Genomic DNA, 19,190 nt, shown 5'->3' with positions numbered 1-19,190 from the left:
GCTTGCCGGCAGCATTCGGCAGAGGACTTCCATGATGATCGCCGCCGGGATCACTGCATCAGTCCTGGAACGGCGGAGGGGGTGGTGCCGGGCGGGCGCTGGTTGATCGCCGTGGTGCGCGGGCGCTTGCGGGTGAGCGCCACGAGGAAGCCCATGCCCAGAGCCAGCGAGATCAGCGAGGAGCCGCCGTAGGAGACGAACGGCAGGGTCATGCCCTTGGCCGGCATGAGCTGCGTATTCACGGCCATGTTGATGCAGGCCTGGAGGCCGAAGAGCGTCGTCAGACCGGTGATGGCGAGCCTCGTGAAGGTGTCGTCGGTGCGGCGTGCGAGCTTCAGCCCGCGGATGACGATGTAGGCGAAGAGTGCGACGAGGCCCAGGCACACCAGCACGCCGAATTCCTCGCCGGTGACCGAGAAGATGAAGTCGGTATGCGCGTCGGGCAGGTGGCGCTTGGCCACGCCCTCGCCCGGCCCGGTGCCGAACCAGCCGCCGGAATTGAATGATTCCCGCGACCAGACCTCCTGGAAGCTGTCGCCGGATTCCGGGTCCATGAAGCGGTTGATGCGCTCACGCACGTGGTGGAGGAAGGTATAGGCGGTGAACACGCCGATCATGCCGGCAAAGCCGAGGCCCGCCACCCAGAACCAGTGCAGGCCGGCGACGAAGAACAGCGTGCACCAGACCATCGTGATCAGCATGGTCTGCCCGAAATCGGGCTGGAGGATCAGCGGCACGATGGTCGCCGGCAGCAGCAGCAGCGCGAGCGTCACGCCCGGCATGTCGCGTCGGTTGGCGCCCTCCGAGAAGGCCCAGGCGGTCACGACCACGAAGGCGGGCTTCACGAATTCCGAGGGCTGAAGGCCGAAGGAGCCGAACTGGATCCAGCGATGCGCGCCCTTGATCTCGGGGCCGAACTTGCCGGCGAGGATGCAGAGCACCACGCCGAGGAGCCACGTCACCAGCGCGAAGCGGCGGATATGACGCACCGAGAGGAACGACACCGCGATGATGAGCAGGATCGTCGGGGCGAGATACATCGCCTGCCGGTTCAGGAAGTAGAAGGTCGGTAGGCCGATGCGCTCGGCCACCGGCGGGCCGCCGCCCATCAGGAAGACGAGGCCGGCCACCATCAGGCAGCCGAGGCCCGCGAGCAGGCCGCGATCGACCGTCCACCACCAATCCGCAAGGGGACTGCGTTCGGCCCGGGACATCATGACAGCGGCGCTCTCCGTTGGCCGGCCGGATGGGCATGGCCGGCCGGAATGGTGAAGCGGAAGGGTTAACGCCGTCTTGCTTCCGTCGATCGTCAGAGGCGAGCGGGTCTGCGGTGACGGGAAGGCGCGATGCAGCCGAGGCTCTCACCGAGCTGACCTCCCGCAGGCGACCGTCGCGCGGCCACTCGACGATGGACCCGGTCGCCCAGCCCTCGCGGAAATTCATCCCCACCCATGCGCGGCGCACCGACACGGTGCCTTTGCGCGTTTAACCCGCGCGTGATACTGGCGCTTGCCAATCCGATCACGCCGGCAGACCGGCGGCGCCCGGTTTTTTCAAGCCCGTCTCCGGAGTTGGCAAATGGCCCGTATCAGCGCAGAAACGATCATCGAGGGCCTGACCTTCGACGACGTGCTACTGCGCCCTGCCGCGTCCTCGGTGATGCCGGCGGAGGTCGACATCGCGAGCCGCCTCACCCGCACGATCCGGCTCAATATGCCGATCATCGCGTCGGCGATGGACACCGTCACCGAGGCGCCGATGGCCATCGCCATGGCGCAGAACGGCGGGCTCGGCGTCATTCACCGTAATCTCGAGCCGGCCGAGCAGGCCGAGCAGGTCCGCCTCGTCAAGAAGTACGAGTCGGGCATGGTGCTCAACCCCATCACCATCCATCCCGACGAGACGTTGGCCGACGCCTTCGACGTGATGAAGAAGAACCGGATCTCCGGCATTCCGGTGGTGGAGCGCGGCCCCAACGGCTCGCGTGGGAAGCTCGTCGGCATCCTGACCAACCGCGACGTGCGCTTCGCCACCAATACCGGCCAGCCGGTGGCCGAACTCATGACCCGCGACCGGCTCATCACCGTGCGCGAGGGCGTGACGCAGGACGAGGCCAAGCGCCTGCTGCACCAGTTCCGCATCGAGAAGCTGCTCGTCGTCGACGATCACTACCGCTGCATCGGCCTCATCACGGTCAAGGACATCGAGAAGCAGGTCGCCTACCCGAACGCGGTCAAGGACGAGCAGGGCCGCCTGCGGGTCGCGGCGGCGACGACCACGGGTGATTCCGGCTTCGAGCGCGCCGAGCGCCTGATCGATGCCGGCTGCGACGTGATCGTGGTCGACACCGCCCACGGTCATTCCCGCAAGGTGCTCGACAGCGTCGCGCGGGTGAAGCAGCTCTCCAACGCCGTGCAGATCATCGCCGGCAACGTCGCCACCGCCGAGGGCGCCCGCGCCCTGATCGATGCCGGCGCCGACGCGATCAAGGTCGGCATCGGTCCGGGCTCGATCTGCACCACCCGCATCGTCGCGGGCGTCGGCGTCCCCCAGCTTACGGCGCTGATGGAGGCGGTCGAGGCGGCGCAGGGCGCCGACGTGCCGGTGATCGCCGATGGCGGCATCAAGTTCTCGGGCGATCTCGCCAAGGCGATCGCGGCGGGTGCGTCCGTGGCGATGCTGGGCTCGCTGCTCGCGGGCACCGACGAGGCACCGGGCGAGGTCTTTTTGTATCAGGGCCGTTCGTACAAGAGCTACCGCGGCATGGGCTCCGTGGGCGCCATGGCCCGCGGCTCGGCCGACCGCTACTTCCAGGCGGAGGTCAGCGACACCCACAAGCTCGTGCCGGAGGGCATCGAGGGGCAGGTGCCGTACAAGGGCCCGGTCGCGGCGGTGCTGCACCAGCTCGCCGGCGGCCTGCGCGCTGCCATGGGCTATGTCGGCGCGGCCACCGTGCCGGACTTCCAGGAGCGGGCGCAGTTCGTCCGCATCACCAATGCCGGCCTGCGTGAGAGCCACGTCCACGACGTGACCATCACCCGCGAGAGCCCGAACTATCCGAGCCGCTGAGCGAGGTCTGCGCGAGGTCCCGGCTTCGGGGCCTCGCCGCGCGGGCTCACAGCCAGATCAGGCTTGCGAGCAGGATCAGGCATTCGAGAAAGACCATCACGCCGAGCGTGAAGGGGACGACGCGGTCGAGCATCGTGCCGGGCTCCGAGGATCGGATATGCCGCATCGTGGCCTCCGCGAGGTCACCAGCGTAGCCGGGTCACAGGCTCGGCGATTCCATGAAGATCAAGTCCGTCGTAGAAAGTCTTTCCTGTCATCAGAAAAATCTCCGCAGACCTGATCCGGTCGCGGAGATGAGTCTGGGGAGGAAAGCACACGACGAGGGGTGCGGCGCCGCGGCTTCGGGACTTGCCGGAAACCGCGTTCGGCGCGACGGAAGACTCGCACGACCGCTCGCCCGGCCCAATGATATGGGTCAAACGATCCCGCCCGATCCGGCGCGGCGCTACGGCTTTGCGACGGGCGCGGCCGGGGCTGCCCCCGCCTGCCGGTCGATCGCTGCGGCGAACTCGTCGGGGCTCAGGGCAATGAAGCGGCGCAGCGCCTCTTGGAACTCCGCCTCCTTGTCGGCGGTCGGACAGGCGAAGCCGCGGGACTTCGTGACCTGCGCGCGGATCGCCGTCTCGTAGGGCGCCATTTCGGTGCGGAGCGCCGCCATCTTCGCCTCGACCGCCTCGCGCTGGGCATCGGTCGCGGCCATGCCGCAATTCTGAAGCCCGGCCTGGAGTGCGAGACCCACGGTATAGGTCGCCATCCGCGCCCGGGCCGGCAGCGGCGGTTCTGCCGCGACGGCAGGCCGGCTCGGAGCGGCAGCGGCACAGCGCCGCAGGGCCGCGACGGCGGCGGCGAGATCGGGCGCCGCCACCGCCATGTCGCCGTCGGCGAAGCGCAGGGCCAAGGCCCGCGCCGCCAGCATCGCCGGTACGATCGCCTCCGGCAGCGGGGTGCGCAGGATCTGGCCGTCGCCGGTCCAGATCGGAGTCGACCCGGCCGGCTTCCCGTCGAGGAGGATCGGTACGGCGAACCGGGCGCCGGCCGGGAAGTCCCAGTTCCGGTCGGCGACCGCCAGCGTGAACCCGCCGCGATCGAGGGAGAGGATCACCAAGCGGGCGATCTCACCCTGCGCGTCCTGCTCGGTGCGGGTCATCCGGCAGGCGGGGGCGCCGGTCTCGCCGCCGCGGCGCTCGATCGCCCAACCGCCCACGGTCTCGAACGGCGCACGGTCCGCGGCGGCGAGCGGGCCGCCGAGAATCGTCGCCAGCATCGCGGCCGTGACGGGTGAGAGACGCACGCGACAACTCCGCGGGGACGGCCGGCCGCCGCCGCCCGCCGAATGCAGGGGGGGCCAACCGGCCGCGGAAGCCTAGCCGCAGCCCGTCGGCACAGCCAGCCTCGAAGACGGCGTCCCGCACAGCGTTCTGCGGATGGGAGGCGAAGGATCGAGCCTCGGCCCGATCGCTCGACCCCCGGCGGCCGCCTCGTGCGACATGTCCACGGTCGCGAAAGCTTCAGAGCTTCGGACCGGTCTGGCTCTCCGTATTCTTCTCCGCGGCGGGGGCCTTCTCGAGGGTGGCGATCAGGTCTTCCGGGCTCAAGTCGATGAACTTGGTCAGGATCGCCTGGAAGTCCGCCTGCTTGTCGGCCGTGGGGCAGGACTCGCCGTTGCGCTTCAACTCGCTGCGCACCTGCGCGTCGAGCGGCGCCATCTCCCCTTGAAGCGCGGCCATTCGCGCCTCCACGGCGGCGCGCTGCTTGCCGGTCGAGGGCACGTCGCATTCCTTGAGCACGCGCTGCACGGACAGGCCGATCACGTAGGCGGCGATCCGCTGCTGCGACGGCAGAGCGGGCTGAGCCGGCGCGGCCGGAACCGCGGTGGCGTTGGCGGTCTTCGCCGGGGCGGCATCGCAGCGTCGCAGCGATTCATAACCCGCTGCGAAATCCGGAATCCGGAAATCGGCGTTGCCGTTGTCGAAGCGCAGGATCACCGTCTTGGCCGCGAGCAGGTCGGGCACGACGCTGTCCGGCAGTTGCGTGCGCAGGGTCTTCCCGTCGCCGATCCAGGTCGTCTTCACCTTGATCGGCTTCTTGTCGAGGAAAAGCGGCACCTTAACCGCCTCCTCCTTGTCGAAGTCCCAGCCCTGGTAAACCAGCACCAGCACGGCGGTGGAACCTTGAAGGGCGAAGATCACCGCGTTGGCCGCGTTGTTGTCGTCCTTGTCTTCGTAGGCATGGGTCATCATGCAAGGATTGGCGCTGGTATCGCCGACCGTCCGCTCGACTTCCCAGCCTTTCACGACTTCGAAGGGCTGGCGCTCGCCCGCCGAAGAGGGTTGCGAGACGAGTGCGGGAAGAAATCCTGCGGCCAGGGCGGCAAGGGCCTGAAACGTGCGCATGGGCGAAACCTGCAAGTGCCAGCAATCGCCGGTGCGGAATGCAGGGGCCGTCTGGTGGAATCAGGATTAGCCTCTGAAAAGTTACGATTCCGGCACGGCGAAGGACGCGGCGCCCGTCCGTAGATTGGTGGCGGCATTCCGGTCCCGCCGGGATGCGGCGGCCGAGGCTTCGCGGTAAGGGAGAACGCAACAGGAAAGGGGAGGACGATGCGGATTCTCGTGGTCGGAGCCGGCGCGACGGGCGGCTATTTCGGGGCGCGGCTGCTGGAGGCCGGGCGGGACGTGACGTTTCTGGTGCGCCCGGCGCGCGCGGAGAAACTGGCGGCGCAGGGCCTTTCGGTTCGCAGCCCGGTCGGCGATCTCCATATCGACGCGCCGAAGACCGTGACCGCGGACGGGCTCGCCGGGGCCGGTCCGTTCGATCTCGTGCTTCTCTCCGCCAAGGCCTACGACCTCGACACGGTGGTGGCGGATGTCGCGCCCGCCGTCGGGGCCGGCACGGCGGTGCTGCCGATCCTCAACGGCCTGCGCCACCTCGACGTGCTGGATCGCGCCTTCGGCGCCGAGAGGGTGCTGGGCGGAAGCTGCGGCATCGTCGCGACCCTGACCCGCGATGGTGAGATCCGGCAGATGACCGAGCTGCACACCCTCACCTACGGCGAGCGGGACGGCTCGCGCTCCGAGCGGGTCGCGCGGATCGAGGCGCAGATGGACGGCGTGCGCTTCCAGGCCCGCGCCAGCGACAAGATCCTTCTGGAGATGTGGGAGAAGTGGGTCTTCCTCGCGACGCTCGCGGGCGCGACCACGCTGATGCGGTCGGCGGTCGGCGATATCGTCGCCGCGCCGGGAGGCCCGGCCTTCATGGAGGCGCTGCACGACGAGTGCCAGGCGGTGGCCGTCGCCAACGGGTACGGCGCCCGCGAGAAGGTGTTCGCCGGCGCCCGCAAGATGCTGACGGCGGAGGGCTCGGCGATGACCGCCTCGATGCTGCGCGACATCGAGGGCAACGCCCGCATCGAGGCCGACCACATCGTCGGCGACCTGATCGAGCGCGGACGGGCCAAGAATGTCGCGACGCCGGTGCTCGAGCGGGTGCTGACGCACCTCAAGGCCTACGAACACCGGCGCGCCCGAGAGGCGGCCTGAACCGCTCCGGCCCGGCTCAGTAGCGGCCGGGCCGAAGCGGGGGCGGGTTGCCGTATTCGAGCTGCGTCTTGGCATCGGGCCGCGGCGCGGGCGGCGGCACCGGATCGAGTGCGGGCGCGGCCGGGGCGGTGGAGCAGGCGGCGAGCGTGAGCGCCAGAAGGCTCGCGCAGATGACGGGCTTCAGGGATGGCATCCCGGGATCCTTTCCTCACATGTCCTTGACGGACGGGGCCATCGTGCCGTTCTGAACGGTCAAAGGGCCGGAAGCTCGGCCAGACCGTGACGGACCCTGGGTCCAAGCGTGGCCGCACCGCGGCAAGTTTAACGAAACCTTTCCGGAGCCGACCCTGACCCCCTCCGCTCGCCTCTCCGCCGCCATCGAGATCCTCGACGAAATCGCCGCGCGCCGCCGTCCGGCCGCCGACGCCCTCAAGGATTGGGGCCTCGCCCACCGCTTCGCCGGCTCCGGCGACCGGGCCGCGATCGCGAGCCTCGTCTACGACGGGTTGCGGCGCCGGGCATCCGCCGCCTGGATCATGGGGGCGGAGACCGGGCGTGCCATCGTGATCGGCATGCTGCGTCTGCAGCGGGGACTGGCCGAGCCCAGCATCGCCTCGCTGTTCGACGGCGCCCGCTTCGCCCCCCCTCCCCTCACCGAGGACGAGCGCAGGCGGCTGGCGGAGGGCAGCCTTGCCGATGCGCCCCCGGAGGTGGCGGGCGACGTTCCGGCCTTCGTCTTGCCCTCGCTCGCCGAACTCTTCGGTGACGCCCTGCTGCCGGAGTTGCGGGCGCTCGGCCGCCGGGCGCCGCTCGACATCCGCGCCAACACGCTCAAGCAGGATCGCGAGGCTGCCCTGGTGGCACTCGCCGACCTCTCGCCCGAGGCGACGCCGCTTTCGACCCTCGGCCTGCGCATCCCGCTCGGCGAGGACGGGCGCGGCCCGGCGCTCCACGTCGATCCGCTGTTCCTGGAGGGCGGTTTCGAGATCCAGGACGAGGGCTCGCAGATCGCGAGCCTGCTCGCCGGGGCGCAGCCGGGCGAGACGGTCGTCGATCTCTGTGCCGGCGGGGGCGGCAAGTCGCTGGCGCTCGCGGCGATCACCGGCAACGCCGCCCGGCTCATCGCCACCGATGCCGATCCGCGCCGGCTCGCGCCGATCCACGAGCGCCTGCGCCGCTCCGGCGCACAAGTCGAGGTGCGCACGCCGCGCACCGGCAAGGCCCGCGCCGACGTGCTGGCCGATCTCGACGGCACCGTCGATCGTGTGCTCGTCGATGCCCCCTGCACCGGCACCGGCACGTGGCGCCGCAACCCCGACGCCAAGTGGCGCCTGCGGCCGGGCAGCCTCTCCGGCCGGATCACGGAGCAGGCCGAGGTGCTCGACCGGGCCGCCCGGCTCCTGCGCCCCGGCGGCACCCTCGTCTACGTCACCTGCTCGCTCCTGCCGGAGGAGAACGATGCCGCGGTGGACGGCCTGCTTCAGCGCAGCGGCGACACGATCGGCGCGGCGGCGACCGATCCGGCGCCGGTGCCCGGCCTCTCCGAGAGGGTCCGCCGGACGGCGCGCGGCATCCAGATGAGCCCGGCGCTGACCGGCACCGACGGTTTCTATGTCGCGACGATGACACGCAAAAGCTGATCCGGGATCGGATCGCCCGGGCGCCTTCCTCGTTGTCCACGGGACCGCGTGCGGGACATGCCGGGGCAGGCGCCGCGGACGAGATTCCTGCGCGGTGGCGCGGCAGGAGTGTCGATGACGGCGAGGCCGAGACCATGACGTTGCACCGGCGAGCCCTGCTGGCGGGGACGGCGGCGGTGCTGACCGGGACCGAGGCGCGGGCGCAGCAGCCGGACGCGCCTTCGATCCTGCGGCTCCCGGTGCGTCCGCAGACCGGCGACGTCGTCCAGCCTCTGCCGAAATCCGCCCCCGGCTCCGATCTCGAAGTCATCGATCTGTGGCCGGACCTGCCGCCGGGCGGCGGCGGCCCGTTCCGCTCGGAATATCGCTTCGACGAGACCCTGACGGGGGTCATCACCGGCGTGGTGCGCCCCTGCCTCCTCGTGATCCGCCCCGAAAAGCCCAACGGTGCGGGGATCGTCATCGCGGCCGGCGGCGGCTACCTGCGCATCGATATCGGCAACGAGGGCCTTCCCGTCGGCCAATGGCTGGCACGGGCCGGCATCACCGCCTTCGTGCTGGTCTACCGCCTGCCGAGCGAGGAGTGGCGCGACGGCCCCGACGCGCCGCGGCAGGACGCGCAGCGGGCGATGCGCCTCGTGCGCTGGCGGGCGGAGGATTACGGTCTCGATCCCGACCGGATCGGCGTGCTCGGCTTTTCCGCCGGCGGCCACCTGATGGGTGTGACCGCGACCGATGCCGAGCAGGATCTCTACGACGACGCGGACGACGCCGACGGGCTCAGCGCCCGCCCGTCCTTCGCCGGGCTGATCTATCCGATCATCACCATGCGGGCGCCGTTCGACCGGACCATGTCGAGCCGGCGGGTCCTTGTCGGCGACGATCCGCCCGATGCGCGGCGGCGGGCCTATTCGGTGGAGGTGCAGGTCAACGAGCGCACGCCGCCGGTCTTCATGGTTCAGGCCTCCGACGACCGGATCGCGGTCACCGACCATCCGCTCCTGATGTACGCCGCCCTGCGGGCGGCGAAGGTGCCCGCCGAGATGCATCTGTTCGAGCGCGGCGGCCACGGCTTCGGGCTCGGCGTGCCGGGCAGTCCAGCGGCGGCCTGGCCCGCCCTGTTCATGGCCTGGATGCGCGGCCACGGCCTGCTGAAGTCGTAAAAAAAACGGCCCCCGTCGCCGGGGACCGCTCATCGTCGCCCGGAAGGGGCGGCCGGGATCAGAAGCAGCGGCGCTCGCGGGTGATGACCACCCGGCCGAACCGACCGCGACGCTTGGTGACGACGGTCTTGCAGCGCGGACCGCGCACGACGCGGCGGCTGTACTGAGCCTGCTGGAAAAGTCCTTCCGACGCCGGGGCGGCGCCTGCGAGGGGAAGAGCCTGGGCCGGCGCGATGGCGCCGAGACCTGCGATCGTGACGGCGATTCCGAAGAGGGCTGCTCTCATGGTCGGATGGCTCCTGTCCGTTTCGAGGGGCGTGCCGTGTCGCCCCCAAACCGTGAACGTGAGATTAACGCGCATAATCTGAGGGCCGCCGCATATGCCCTCCGACGCGGCGCGCGTTGCGCGGTTCCGAGGCCTCGTCTAACCGGTATCGCAGAAGGCCCGAGGCAGCATGACCATCGACACGTCCCACCACGACAAGATCCTGATCGTCGATTTCGGCTCCCAGGTGACGCAGCTCATCGCCCGCCGCGTGCGCGAGGAGGGCGTCTATTGCGAGATCGTGCCCTTCACGAAGGCGGACGCCGCCTTCGACGAGCACCGGCCCAAGGGCGTGATCCTGTCGGGCGGCCCGGAATCGGTGACGACGGACCTGTCCCCGCGCGCACCGCAGAAAATCTTCGAATCCGGCGTGCCGGTCTTCGGCATCTGCTATGGTCAGCAGACCATGGCGGCCCAGCTCGGCGGCGAGGTCGAGGGTGGCCACCATGCCGAGTTCGGCCGGGCCGAGGTCGAGATCGTGTCCGACTCGCCGCTGTTCCGGGGCATCTGGCATCCGGGCGAGAAGTACCCGGTCTGGATGAGCCACGGCGACCGGGTCACCAAGCTGCCCGAGGGCTTCGCCACCATCGCGATGTCGCGCAATGCGCCCTTCGCGGCCGTCGCGGATGAAGCGCGGAGATACTACGCCGTCCAGTTCCACCCGGAGGTGCATCACACCCCGCACGGCGCCCTGCTGATCCGCAATTTCGTGCGCGACATCGCCGGCTGCTCCGGCGACTGGACCATGGGGACCTACCGCGAGGAGGCGATCGCCAAGATCCGCGAGCAGGTCGGCACCGAGAAGGTGATCTGCGGCCTGTCGGGCGGTGTCGATTCCTCGGTCGCGGCGGTGCTGATCCACGAGGCGATCGGCGACCAGCTCACCTGCGTCTTCGTCGATCACGGCCTGATGCGCCTCGGCGAAGGCGAGGAGGTGGTCCGCCTGTTCCGCGACCACTACAACATCCCCCTCGTCCACGTTGAGGCGCAGGACCTGTTCATCGGTGCGCTCGAAGGGGTCGACGACCCCGAGGTGAAGCGCAAGACGATCGGCCGTCTGTTCATCGACGTGTTCGAGGCCGAGGCCAAGAAGATCGGCGGCGCCGCCTTCCTCGCCCAGGGCACACTCTACCCGGACGTGATCGAGAGCGTCTCGTTCTCCGGCGGTCCCTCGGTGACGATCAAGAGCCACCACAATGTCGGCGGCCTGCCCGAGCGCATGAACATGCGCCTCGTCGAGCCTCTGCGGGAGCTGTTCAAGGACGAGGTGCGGCTGCTCGGCAAGGAACTCGGCCTGCCCGAAGCCTTCGTCGGCCGCCATCCCTTCCCCGGTCCCGGCCTCGCGATCCGCTGCCCCGGGATCATCACCCGCGAGAAGCTCGAGGCCCTGCGCAAGGCCGATGCGATCTATCTCGACGAGATCCGCCAAGCCGGGCTCTACGACACGATCTGGCAGGCGTTCGCGGTGATCCTGCCGGTAAAGACGGTGGGCGTGATGGGCGACGGGCGCACCTACGACCACGTCTGCGCGCTGCGCGCCGTCACCTCGGTCGACGGCATGACCGCCGACTTCTACCCGTTCGACATGGCCTTCCTCGGCCGGGTCGCCACACGGATCATCAACGAGGTGAAGGGCATCAACCGGGTGACCTACGACATCACCTCGAAGCCGCCCGGCACGATCGAGTGGGAGTGAGGTGGCTACCCGCGGCGGGACGGTAGAGCGACCCGGCTCTCCCGTTGCGTCGCGGGCGGATGGCCCGATGCCGCCGGTCGAAGTCGGGTCGGTCGCGGCGCTCCTGCACAGCGCGCTGGCCGATCCCGATACGGCCTGGAGCCTCGGCAGCTTCGGCGCCATCGCCGTCTTCAGGCGCGGGGCCGATGAGCCGATGCGTGCCCTGCCCGACGCGCGACTGGGGCTCGCCACCGAGCGTGGCGCCATCGCCCTGACGCCCGGCGCCGATCTCAGGCCCGTCGCCTACGAGACCGGCTTCTCCGGCGGCTACAATCATGCCGTGGCGCTCTGCCTGCCCGACTCGGCTTGTGCCATGAGCGGGCGGACACGTGTCACCGAACTCGGGCCCGACCGGGACGCGGCGCGGGACGAGGATCGCGAGGCGATCCTCTTCGATCTCGGGCTCGGTCTGCGCGCGGTTAATGCCTGCCTGCGCGCGCATGATCCGGAGGTCGTCGCCTGCCTGCGTGCGGGTACCGGAAGATCCCTCTTCGCGGCGGACAACCCGATCGGCCCGCATCTTGTGGCGATGAGTCCGCATCGCGTGTTTCAGGCACGCATCGGGCGGATCGAGGTCTACGCGCCGATCCCCGGCCCCGGCGAGACGAGCCCGGCGGGACCGCACACCCACGTCCTGCCGCAGGTCCTGCGGGCCGGCCGGACCCACGCGGCGACGACACCGATTCCCGCCGGCTTCGTGCCCTGCGCCGGACTTCACCCGCCCCACCCCTACAAGGACGCGATGGGCCGCCGCATCGCCTTCGTTCCGGCCCGCCATGCGGCGTTTCAGGCCCTGCTCGAACGCTGGGGCGACCCGGATCTCTTGGCGGTCAAGCGCGGGCGGGCGCCCTCGCCGCGCGTTTCGCGCAGACATGCCGGGTCAGCCCGCCGCGTTGCCGCGCTTCAGTCGCAACTGCTGCGCGGTGAGTGCGTGGTGCCGGGCGAGACCGACGGGCCTGCATGAGCCTTTAGTCGGCCGCCCACCACCGCGCGCCCCCCCTGCCCTTCAGAACGACAGCTTCATCCCGGCCACGAAGGTCCGCGGCGGCCCGGCGAAGATCGAGCCCGTCGTGCCGGCGAGCACGGCGCGGCCGTTCTGGGCGCCGGTCGTCGCGTTGATCGTGTTCGCCAGCGGGTTGGCCGAGCCGACATAGGTCGCGTCGAGGACGTTGCGCAGCTCCGCGTAGAGGTCGATCCGTTTCGCGGCGCCGTTGGGAAGCGGCGCCGCGTAGTGGACGTTGAGGTTCAGGATCGCGAAGCCCGGCACCTTCAGGAAGTTGGCGTTGTCGACGAAGTAGCCGTCCTGCGCCACCACTTCGGCGAAGCCGCCGAGCCCGGCCAGCGGCCCCGCCGGGACGTCGTAGCCGACGCGGGCCAGGAGCTGGTGGGCCGGTACGCCGGGGATGCGGCGGCCCGCGCGGTCGAACTGGGCGGTAACGCTGCCGGCGCTGATCTGCTCGACGTAGTCGGTGTAGACCTGATCGTCGAAGGTGTAGGCAAGCCGGCCGTTCCAGCCCGGCGCGAAGGCCCAGTCCGCCCCGACCTCGACGCCGCGATGCTCGGAGGCCGGCGCGTTGAAGGTGTAGTTCAGCAGGCCCGCCCCCGGCGACTGCGTGACGAACTCGTTGCGGAAGAACTCGTAGAAGCCGGTGAGGCTGAGCTTCATTCCCTCGAAGGGAATGAAGTCGGCGCCGAGATCGAAGCCGAGATTCTCCTGCGTCTTCAGGTCGGTGTTGTTGCCGGGCAGACCGGTGGCGTTCACGAACAGGCTCGCGAAGGACGGCGTCGCGTAGCCCGTGGCGACCCGGCCGCGCAGGGCCCAGTTCGGATCCGGCCGGTAGACCAGGGCGAGTTCCGGCGCGACGTTGAGGAAGCTGCGGTCGGCCAACGCTACGGCCGACGTCGTGCCGGCGGCACTGATCGCGAAGGTTCGGTTGCGCCCGAGGATACTCGATTGCTCGGCGCTGATGCCCGCCACCGCCGTCCATTGCGGCGCGAGTTCGAGTTCGAGCCGGGCCCGACCGCCGAGATTCGACTGCACCGTATCCTGCAGCCCGATCAGTGCGCCGAGTCGGGCGCCGCCGTAGGGGGCCCGGTTGTAGACCGAGGCGGCGATGTCCACCGTGCTGTAGGCGAGCGCGACGTAACCGACCGCCGGCAGGCCGAACAGCTCGCCGCGGCGGGTCAGGTCGGTCTGCACGAAGTAGGAGGGCAGGCTGCCCCGGCCCGAGGTGGTGTAGAACGGCTGGTTGTAATTGCGCTCGTCGAAGCCGACCTGCACCCGCCACGTCGTCTGCGCGTCGATGTCGTGCTCCCAGCGCCCGGCGATGATGGTGCGCCGGTCGTTGCGGCGGAACGCCCCCTCGGTCGCCGTCACCGGCACCCGCGGGCCGAAGGCGCCATTGGCGAAGAGGCCGAAGGTGGTGCAGCCGGGGGCGGCGCTCGCCGCCGCGTCGCAGCCGCGCTGATACGGGTTGATGCGGAACTGGTACAGCGACGAGCGGGCCGGGATGTTGGCGGTGAGCTCGTTGTTGATGACCTTCAGGGTGAAGCGGTTGTCCGGGCTCGGCGTGTAGCTCGCGAGCAGGTTGATCGTCTGCGTGTCGTAGGAGCTGTTGTCCTGATAGCCGTTGCCGCGCACGTCGCTGGCGAACAGGCTGACCTCGAACGGGCCGCTCGCGCCGCCCACGGTGAAAGAGTGGCTGAGATAGCCGAAGCTGCCGGCATCGACGCCGATCTCGTAGCCGTCGATCTCGCGGCCGGTGCGGGTGCGGAAGGCCAGCGCGCCGCCGGTGGCGTAGTTGCCGAACAGAGCCGATTGCGGTCCCCGGAACACGTCGATGCGCGAATAGGCGCGGGGATCGACCAGATCGAAGCGCGAGGCGCCGTCGGGCTGGGTGACGGGAAAGCCGTCCTCCAGCACCACCATGTTGCGGGTGACGCCTGTCGCGCGGGCGTTGTTGCCGCGGATCGAGATCACCACGTCGCGCCCGCCATTGCCCTGGCGCAGGGTCACGCCGGGGCTGTCGAGCAGCACGGTGCCGATGGAGGTGGCGGGGCGGTTGGCAATGGTGCCCTCGCGCCCGACCGCGGTGACGACCTGACCCACCGGGCGCTCGATGACGAGGGGGGCCGCGCCCGGCAGGGCGGCGACGCCGAAGCCGGACGCACCGGCCCCTGCTTGCCCTTGCGCGCTGCCTTCGCCGGTGACGGCGAGTTCTTCCAGGGTGACGGATTCGCTCGCGGTCTGAGCCGAGGCAGCCCCGGACAGGGCGAGCGGCGCGGCGGCGAGGAGCCAGGCGGCAGGGCGCATGGCGGGGCTGGACGGCATGGGGCGGCTCGTGAAGGACGTGAGATCGGCGCGGGCCGGGAGCGGCCCACGGAAGGCGGGGCGTCAGGCGCGGGCGGCGGACCGCAGGCTCTGAGCGGCGAGATCGAGTCCGAGCAGAGCCAGGATCGCGAGGCCGGTCAGGGGAAACAGGGCGCCGAGGCCGAGCACCAGAACGGTGACGATGGCCACGACCCGCCGGTCCCGCGGCCAGGGCGGCGTGCCGAGGCGCCCTGCCGGGCGCCGCTTCCACCACATCACCGCGGCGGTGACCGAGAGCAGGATCGTGCCGAGGCAGAAGGCCAGCATCACGAGCTGGTTCGCCCGGCCCCAGAACTCGCCCTTGTGAATGCCGATCCCGAGCTGGATCGCCCGTGCCACCGGGCCGAGATTGGCAAAGTGCACGTCGAGGATCGGCTGGCCGCTGAAGCGGTCGAGGGAGACCATCCGCTGGCCTGTCACGTCGCGCGGATAGGCGGAGGCGGCGAAGACACCGGTCTCACCCGTCGGCAGCGCCAGCTCGAAACCGGCGGGCATGCCCATGCCGCGCAGGATCGCCACGGCGCGGTCGATGCCGAGAGCCGGCGCTCGAGAGGGCTGTGATTCGGGCAGCGGGGCCTCTTCGAGCGCCCAGCCGACACTCTCCAGCCGCGCACCCATCGGCACGGTGGAGACCGGTCGGCCGGCCCAGAGCGCGCTCGGTTGGCCGAGCCCGACCCGGTTCGACCATGACCGCAGCTCCTGCCCCCACCAGACCGACCACGGCAGGCCGGTCAGCGCGAGAAAGAGCAGGCCCGCCCCGGCGAACAATCCGGTCGCGGCGTGGAGGTCGCGCCACCAGACTCGGCGCCGCGGCGTCTCGCGCAAGGTGACGGCACCGCCCTGCCCTCGCGGCCACCAGAGATAGGCGCCGGTCACCACGAGGATGATCGCGAAGCCCGCCACGATTTCGATCAAGGCATTGGCCGCGGTCCCGAACAGGCTGAGGCTGTGCAAGCCGCGCACGATTCCGAAGAATTCGCGGTTCGCCGCGATCCGGTCGAGCACGTCGCCGGTATAGGGGTTGAGGTAGACGAGGGTCCTGCCCTCGCCCGCGGTCAGGGTGACGAGGGCCGAGGCGGTCGGGCTCGCGGGCTCGGTATAGGCGAGCGGGTTGCCGTCCGGCACTGCCTGCATCGCGTTGAAGATCAGTCGATCGGGGCCGAGCGGCGGGCTGCCCGCGGGTACGACCGTCGTGCGGTGTGCGAAGACGGTGGCGTTGATCTCGGCCTTGAACAGGTAGAGCGCCCCGGTGACCGAGAGCAGGATCAGGAAGGGCAGGCAGAGCAGGCCGGCATAGAAGTGCCAGCGCCAGACGGCGCGGTAGATCGCATCGCGCGACATGCGCAGGGCCGCTGCGGCGGAGAAGCCGGCGGCGCCCGAGACGGTGGAAGGCATGGCTTTAGGGTCCGTGTCCGAGGGATCGGGTGATCGGCTCAGACGGCGGGCGGACCTCGGGGACTGGTGCCCTGGTCGGGCGGGGCGCGGGCGCGGACCGTCTCCGCGGCGCGCCAGATGACGGGGACGGCGCGCGGCGGCCACACGGCGAGGGACGAGGCCGCTTGAACCGGCGGCGGGAGATGGACGGCCTGGACCTGCGTGCAGCAGGCGTGATGGCCGCAGGACTGCCCATCCTTGGATCGCTCGCCGGACGCGGCATGCTCCGCGCAGAGCACGCCGCCGTCGAGGCGCGGCGGCGTGGGGGCGAGCACCGTGACGAAGGCGTGCAGGACGAGCGCGTAGAGCGCGATCACCCCGATGATCGCGCGGCCGTGCACGGATCGGTGCGGGCGCTCGCGCATGGTCACGCTTCTAGGTGGCGTCGGCGCGACGGGTCAACGCCGATGCGACGGCTGTGCCCACACCTTGACGGCACCCGGGCTCGGGCGCCGTTCGCGCGGAAAGATCAGGCCGGCAGGCCCGCCGGCTCGAACAGGAAGTCGTCGACGGAGGGGATGGTGACGGCAAGACCCGCACCGTAGCCGGCCTTCGACAGGCGCCAGGGCCGCTCGGAGCGGGCGCGGATCGCCTCGGACGGACGCAAGCGGCGCAGGGAGCCGTCCTCGCCCATCTCCTCGATCGTCAGGAAGCCGTAGACCTGCAGGCGCGAGGCGATCAGCTTGGTCTCGCGGTCGCCCGCCGGAACCCGCAGGCTGCCCGTGGCATAGACCGCGTCCATCAGGCTGCGCTGGTCGGCCCGCGACCGGCTGCGCGGAGCCTCGACAGCGCCGAACCCGGAGGCGATGGCTCCCTGCCGGGCCGCGGCGGGGCGGCGGAAGGGGATGACGTTGTCCGTTCCCGGAACGCTACGCATACACACAGCACCTTCGTATCGCGAAAAGCTCCCCGACCGGTGCGCTCTCGCGGCGCCGTCCCGGTCGATGCGTAGCTTTCGACGATCCCGATTAATGCCCGCTTAGCCATGCCCGCCCGCGGGACGCGGGATGCGTCCCGAAACGGGCCGCCTCCCGCCTCCGGACCGCGAACGTCAGTTCAGGGCGACCTTGAACTCGCCCTCGGTCTTGGCGCGGATCTCGTCCTCGGAGACGCCGTCGGCGAGTTCGACGAGGGTCATGCCGCCGTCGCCCTTCTTGTCGATGGTGAAGACGCCGAGATCGGTGATCACCATGTCGACGACCTGCGTTCCGGTGAGCGGCAGGTCGCAGGCCTTCAGGAGCTTCGGGCTCTCGGAGCCGTCCTTTCCCTTGGCGACGTGCTCCATCACGACGACGACTTTCTTGACGCCGGCGACGAGGTCCATCGCCCCGCCCATCCCCTTCACCATCTTGCCGGGGATCATCCAGTTGGCGAGGTCGCCGTTCTGCGCCACCTGCATCGCGCCGAGGATCGACAGGTCGATGTGGCCGCCGCGGATCATCCCGAACGAATCGGCCGAGGAGAAGTAGCTCGTCGTCGGCAGCGCGGTGATGGTCTGCTTGCCGGCATTGATGAGGTCGGGGTCCTCCTCGCCCTCGTAGGGGAAGGGGCCCATGCCGAGCATGCCGTTCTCCGACTGCAACTGCACCGACATGCCGTCGGGAATGTAGTTCGACACCAGCGTCGGGATGCCGATCCCGAGGTTCACGTAGAAGCCGTCCTGCAGCTCCTTCGCGGCGCGCTCCGCCATCTGCTCACGGGTCCAGGCCATTGTTTGTGACTTTCCCTCGTTTGGCACCTTCAGGGCGACGCGCCGGCCGGCAGGGGCGGGCGGCATCGCGCGGGGTGGCCTCGCGGCCGATTTTCGAAGAATCAGATCTGGCCGCCGCCGGCCGCGGCCGCTTCCGGCTCCTTGCGCTTGCGCACGGTGCGCTGCTCGATCCGCTTCTCACGCACCGGCACATGGATGATGCGGCCGATGAAGATGCCCGGCGTGTGGATGTGGTCGGGGTCGATCTCGCCGGGCTGGACGAGGTTCTCGACCTGCGCGACCGTCACCTCCGCGGCGGTGGCCATCATCGGATTGAAGTTGCGCGCCGTCTTCCGGTAGACGAGGTTGCCCTCGGTATCGCCCTTCCAGGCGTGGACGATGGCGAGATCCGCGAACAGCCCGCGCTCCATCACGTAGCTCTCGCCGTCGAACTCGCGCACCTCCTTGCCCTCGGCGACCTTGGTGCCGACGCCGGTCTTGGTGAAGAAGGCCGGGATGCCCGCGCCGCCAGCGCGGATGCGCTCGGCCAGGGTGCCTTGGGGGTTGAACTCGATCTCCAGCTCGCCGCCGAGATACTGGCGGGCGAATTCCTTGTTCTCGCCGACATAGGACGAGATCATCTTCTTGACTTGGCGGGTGTCGAGCAGCTTGCCCAGGCCCACGCCGTCGATGCCGGCATTGTTGGAGACGATGGTCAGGTCCTTCACGCCCGAGGCCTGGATCGCGTCGATCAGCTCATCCGGGATGCCGCACAGGCCGAAGCCGCCGGCCATGATCGTCATGCCGTCGCGCAGGAGCCCGGCCAGCGCCGCTCCGGGATCCGGATAGACCTTCTTCATCGACAGCGTCCCTTCCTCGTCTTCCGCCATGGCGGGGTCGGCTCGCATCGTTGGCCACGATTCGGCGGCCGCCCGCGCTCTCGATCGACGGTGATCGGGTGTGCAACGCGGGGCAGCCTTCGTCAAACCGGCGACGCATTTGTGCGCGATGCAAAAATCCTGCGCCGTAACCGTCCGCCGGCCCGAACGGGGGCGGCCGCTCCTTTTCGGGAGCACGGCTCCCGCCATCCACCGCATTGCGGAGGGATCGACCTCGGGTTGCAGGACAGGAGCCGCGGAACCGGCTAAGGAGTCGGATCGCACGGCTCGCCACGCCGATGCGGGTCGGCTCAGATCCGATCCGCGTCGCCCGCCTACGGAGTGCA

General features: G+C 70.0%; 17 protein-coding genes. 6 read left to right on the top strand and 11 right to left on the bottom strand.

Annotated features, from left to right (window positions below; translation table 11 throughout):
* Positions 1-50 precede the first annotated feature (50 nt).
* Positions 51-1,217 carry an FtsW/RodA/SpoVE family cell cycle protein gene (locus tag HNR51_RS09045; RefSeq protein WP_012454994.1) on the bottom strand — a complete coding sequence of 389 codons (1,167 nt, stop codon included), beginning with the start codon at positions 1,215-1,217 and terminating at the stop codon, positions 51-53.
* 361 nt (positions 1,218-1,578) lie between these two features.
* On the opposite strand from HNR51_RS09045, the gene guaB reads away from it, so the two are divergent.
* Positions 1,579-3,069, top strand: coding sequence for an IMP dehydrogenase (gene guaB, locus HNR51_RS09040; RefSeq protein ID WP_012454993.1), 1,491 nt, complete (start codon positions 1,579-1,581; stop codon positions 3,067-3,069).
* 445 nt (positions 3,070-3,514) lie between these two features.
* Here the strand turns inward: guaB and HNR51_RS09035 are convergent, their stop codons facing one another.
* Both HNR51_RS09035 and HNR51_RS09030 read right to left on the bottom strand, forming a co-directional pair.
* Complete coding sequence (locus tag HNR51_RS09035) at positions 3,515-4,360, bottom strand: hypothetical protein (RefSeq protein WP_182554727.1); 846 nt, start codon at positions 4,358-4,360, stop codon at positions 3,515-3,517.
* A 217-nt stretch (positions 4,361-4,577) separates the two neighbouring features.
* Complete coding sequence (locus tag HNR51_RS09030) at positions 4,578-5,462, bottom strand: hypothetical protein (protein ID WP_182554726.1); 885 nt, start codon at positions 5,460-5,462, stop codon at positions 4,578-4,580.
* Between the two features lie 207 nt (positions 5,463-5,669).
* Here HNR51_RS09030 and panE point away from each other — a divergent pair, with 207 nt between their 5' ends.
* Positions 5,670-6,608, top strand: coding sequence for a 2-dehydropantoate 2-reductase (gene panE / locus HNR51_RS09025; RefSeq protein ID WP_182554725.1), 939 nt, complete (start codon positions 5,670-5,672; stop codon positions 6,606-6,608).
* A gap of 16 nt (positions 6,609-6,624) precedes the next feature.
* Here the strand turns inward: panE and HNR51_RS09020 are convergent, their stop codons facing one another.
* Positions 6,625-6,801, bottom strand: a complete 177-nt coding sequence (locus HNR51_RS09020) for a hypothetical protein (protein WP_012454988.1) — start codon at positions 6,799-6,801, stop codon at positions 6,625-6,627.
* Positions 6,802-6,955: 154 nt separating this feature from the next.
* Here HNR51_RS09020 and HNR51_RS09015 point away from each other — a divergent pair, with 154 nt between their 5' ends.
* Together HNR51_RS09015 and HNR51_RS09010 are read left to right on the top strand one after the other, a co-directional pair.
* Positions 6,956-8,248, top strand: a complete 1,293-nt coding sequence (locus HNR51_RS09015; protein WP_182554983.1) for an RsmB/NOP family class I SAM-dependent RNA methyltransferase — start codon at positions 6,956-6,958, stop codon at positions 8,246-8,248.
* 134 nt (positions 8,249-8,382) lie between these two features.
* Positions 8,383-9,411 carry an alpha/beta hydrolase gene (locus tag HNR51_RS09010; RefSeq protein WP_012454986.1) on the top strand — a complete coding sequence of 343 codons (1,029 nt, stop codon included), beginning with the start codon at positions 8,383-8,385 and terminating at the stop codon, positions 9,409-9,411.
* 58 nt (positions 9,412-9,469) lie between these two features.
* Here HNR51_RS09010 and HNR51_RS09005 read toward each other — a convergent pair whose 3' ends face one another.
* On the bottom strand, positions 9,470-9,697 hold the full coding sequence (locus HNR51_RS09005; RefSeq protein WP_012454985.1) for a hypothetical protein: 228 nt from the start codon (positions 9,695-9,697) through the stop codon (positions 9,470-9,472).
* Between the two features lie 169 nt (positions 9,698-9,866).
* Here HNR51_RS09005 and guaA point away from each other — a divergent pair, with 169 nt between their 5' ends.
* Together guaA and HNR51_RS08995 are read left to right on the top strand one after the other, a co-directional pair.
* Complete coding sequence (gene guaA / locus HNR51_RS09000) at positions 9,867-11,432, top strand: glutamine-hydrolyzing GMP synthase (RefSeq protein WP_182554724.1); 1,566 nt, start codon at positions 9,867-9,869, stop codon at positions 11,430-11,432.
* Positions 11,433-11,499: 67 nt separating this feature from the next.
* A complete protein-coding gene (locus tag HNR51_RS08995; RefSeq protein ID WP_182554723.1) occupies positions 11,500-12,435 on the top strand; it encodes a DUF6925 family protein in 936 nt (311 codons plus the stop codon).
* Between the two features lie 42 nt (positions 12,436-12,477).
* Here HNR51_RS08995 and HNR51_RS08990 read toward each other — a convergent pair whose 3' ends face one another.
* The 6 genes from HNR51_RS08990 to HNR51_RS08965 form a co-directional block, all read right to left on the bottom strand.
* Positions 12,478-14,802, bottom strand: a complete 2,325-nt coding sequence (locus HNR51_RS08990; RefSeq protein WP_182554722.1) for a TonB-dependent receptor family protein — start codon at positions 14,800-14,802, stop codon at positions 12,478-12,480.
* A gap of 63 nt (positions 14,803-14,865) precedes the next feature.
* Positions 14,866-16,236, bottom strand: a complete 1,371-nt coding sequence (locus HNR51_RS08985) for a PepSY-associated TM helix domain-containing protein (RefSeq protein WP_182554721.1) — start codon at positions 16,234-16,236, stop codon at positions 14,866-14,868.
* A gap of 38 nt (positions 16,237-16,274) precedes the next feature.
* Positions 16,275-16,640 carry a hypothetical protein gene (locus HNR51_RS08980; RefSeq protein WP_182554720.1) on the bottom strand — a complete coding sequence of 122 codons (366 nt, stop codon included), beginning with the start codon at positions 16,638-16,640 and terminating at the stop codon, positions 16,275-16,277.
* 104 nt (positions 16,641-16,744) lie between these two features.
* Positions 16,745-17,152, bottom strand: coding sequence for a hypothetical protein (locus tag HNR51_RS08975; RefSeq protein ID WP_012454918.1), 408 nt, complete (start codon positions 17,150-17,152; stop codon positions 16,745-16,747).
* 174 nt (positions 17,153-17,326) lie between these two features.
* Positions 17,327-17,986 (bottom strand): 3-oxoacid CoA-transferase subunit B, encoded by a 660-nt coding sequence (locus HNR51_RS08970; RefSeq protein ID WP_182554719.1) that lies wholly within the window; start codon positions 17,984-17,986, stop codon positions 17,327-17,329.
* A 101-nt stretch (positions 17,987-18,087) separates the two neighbouring features.
* The gene (locus HNR51_RS08965) at positions 18,088-18,825 is read right to left on the bottom strand and encodes a CoA transferase subunit A (RefSeq protein ID WP_041372033.1); all 738 of its coding nucleotides are present in this window, start codon (positions 18,823-18,825) and stop codon (positions 18,088-18,090) included.
* Between the last annotated feature and the right edge of the window lie 365 nt (positions 18,826-19,190).

It is taken from the genome of Methylorubrum thiocyanatum (assembly GCA_014138645.1).
In the GTDB taxonomy this organism is placed as follows: Bacteria; Pseudomonadota; Alphaproteobacteria; order Rhizobiales; family Beijerinckiaceae; genus Methylobacterium; species Methylobacterium thiocyanatum.
This window is presented reverse-complemented; position numbering and strand designations above follow the sequence as displayed.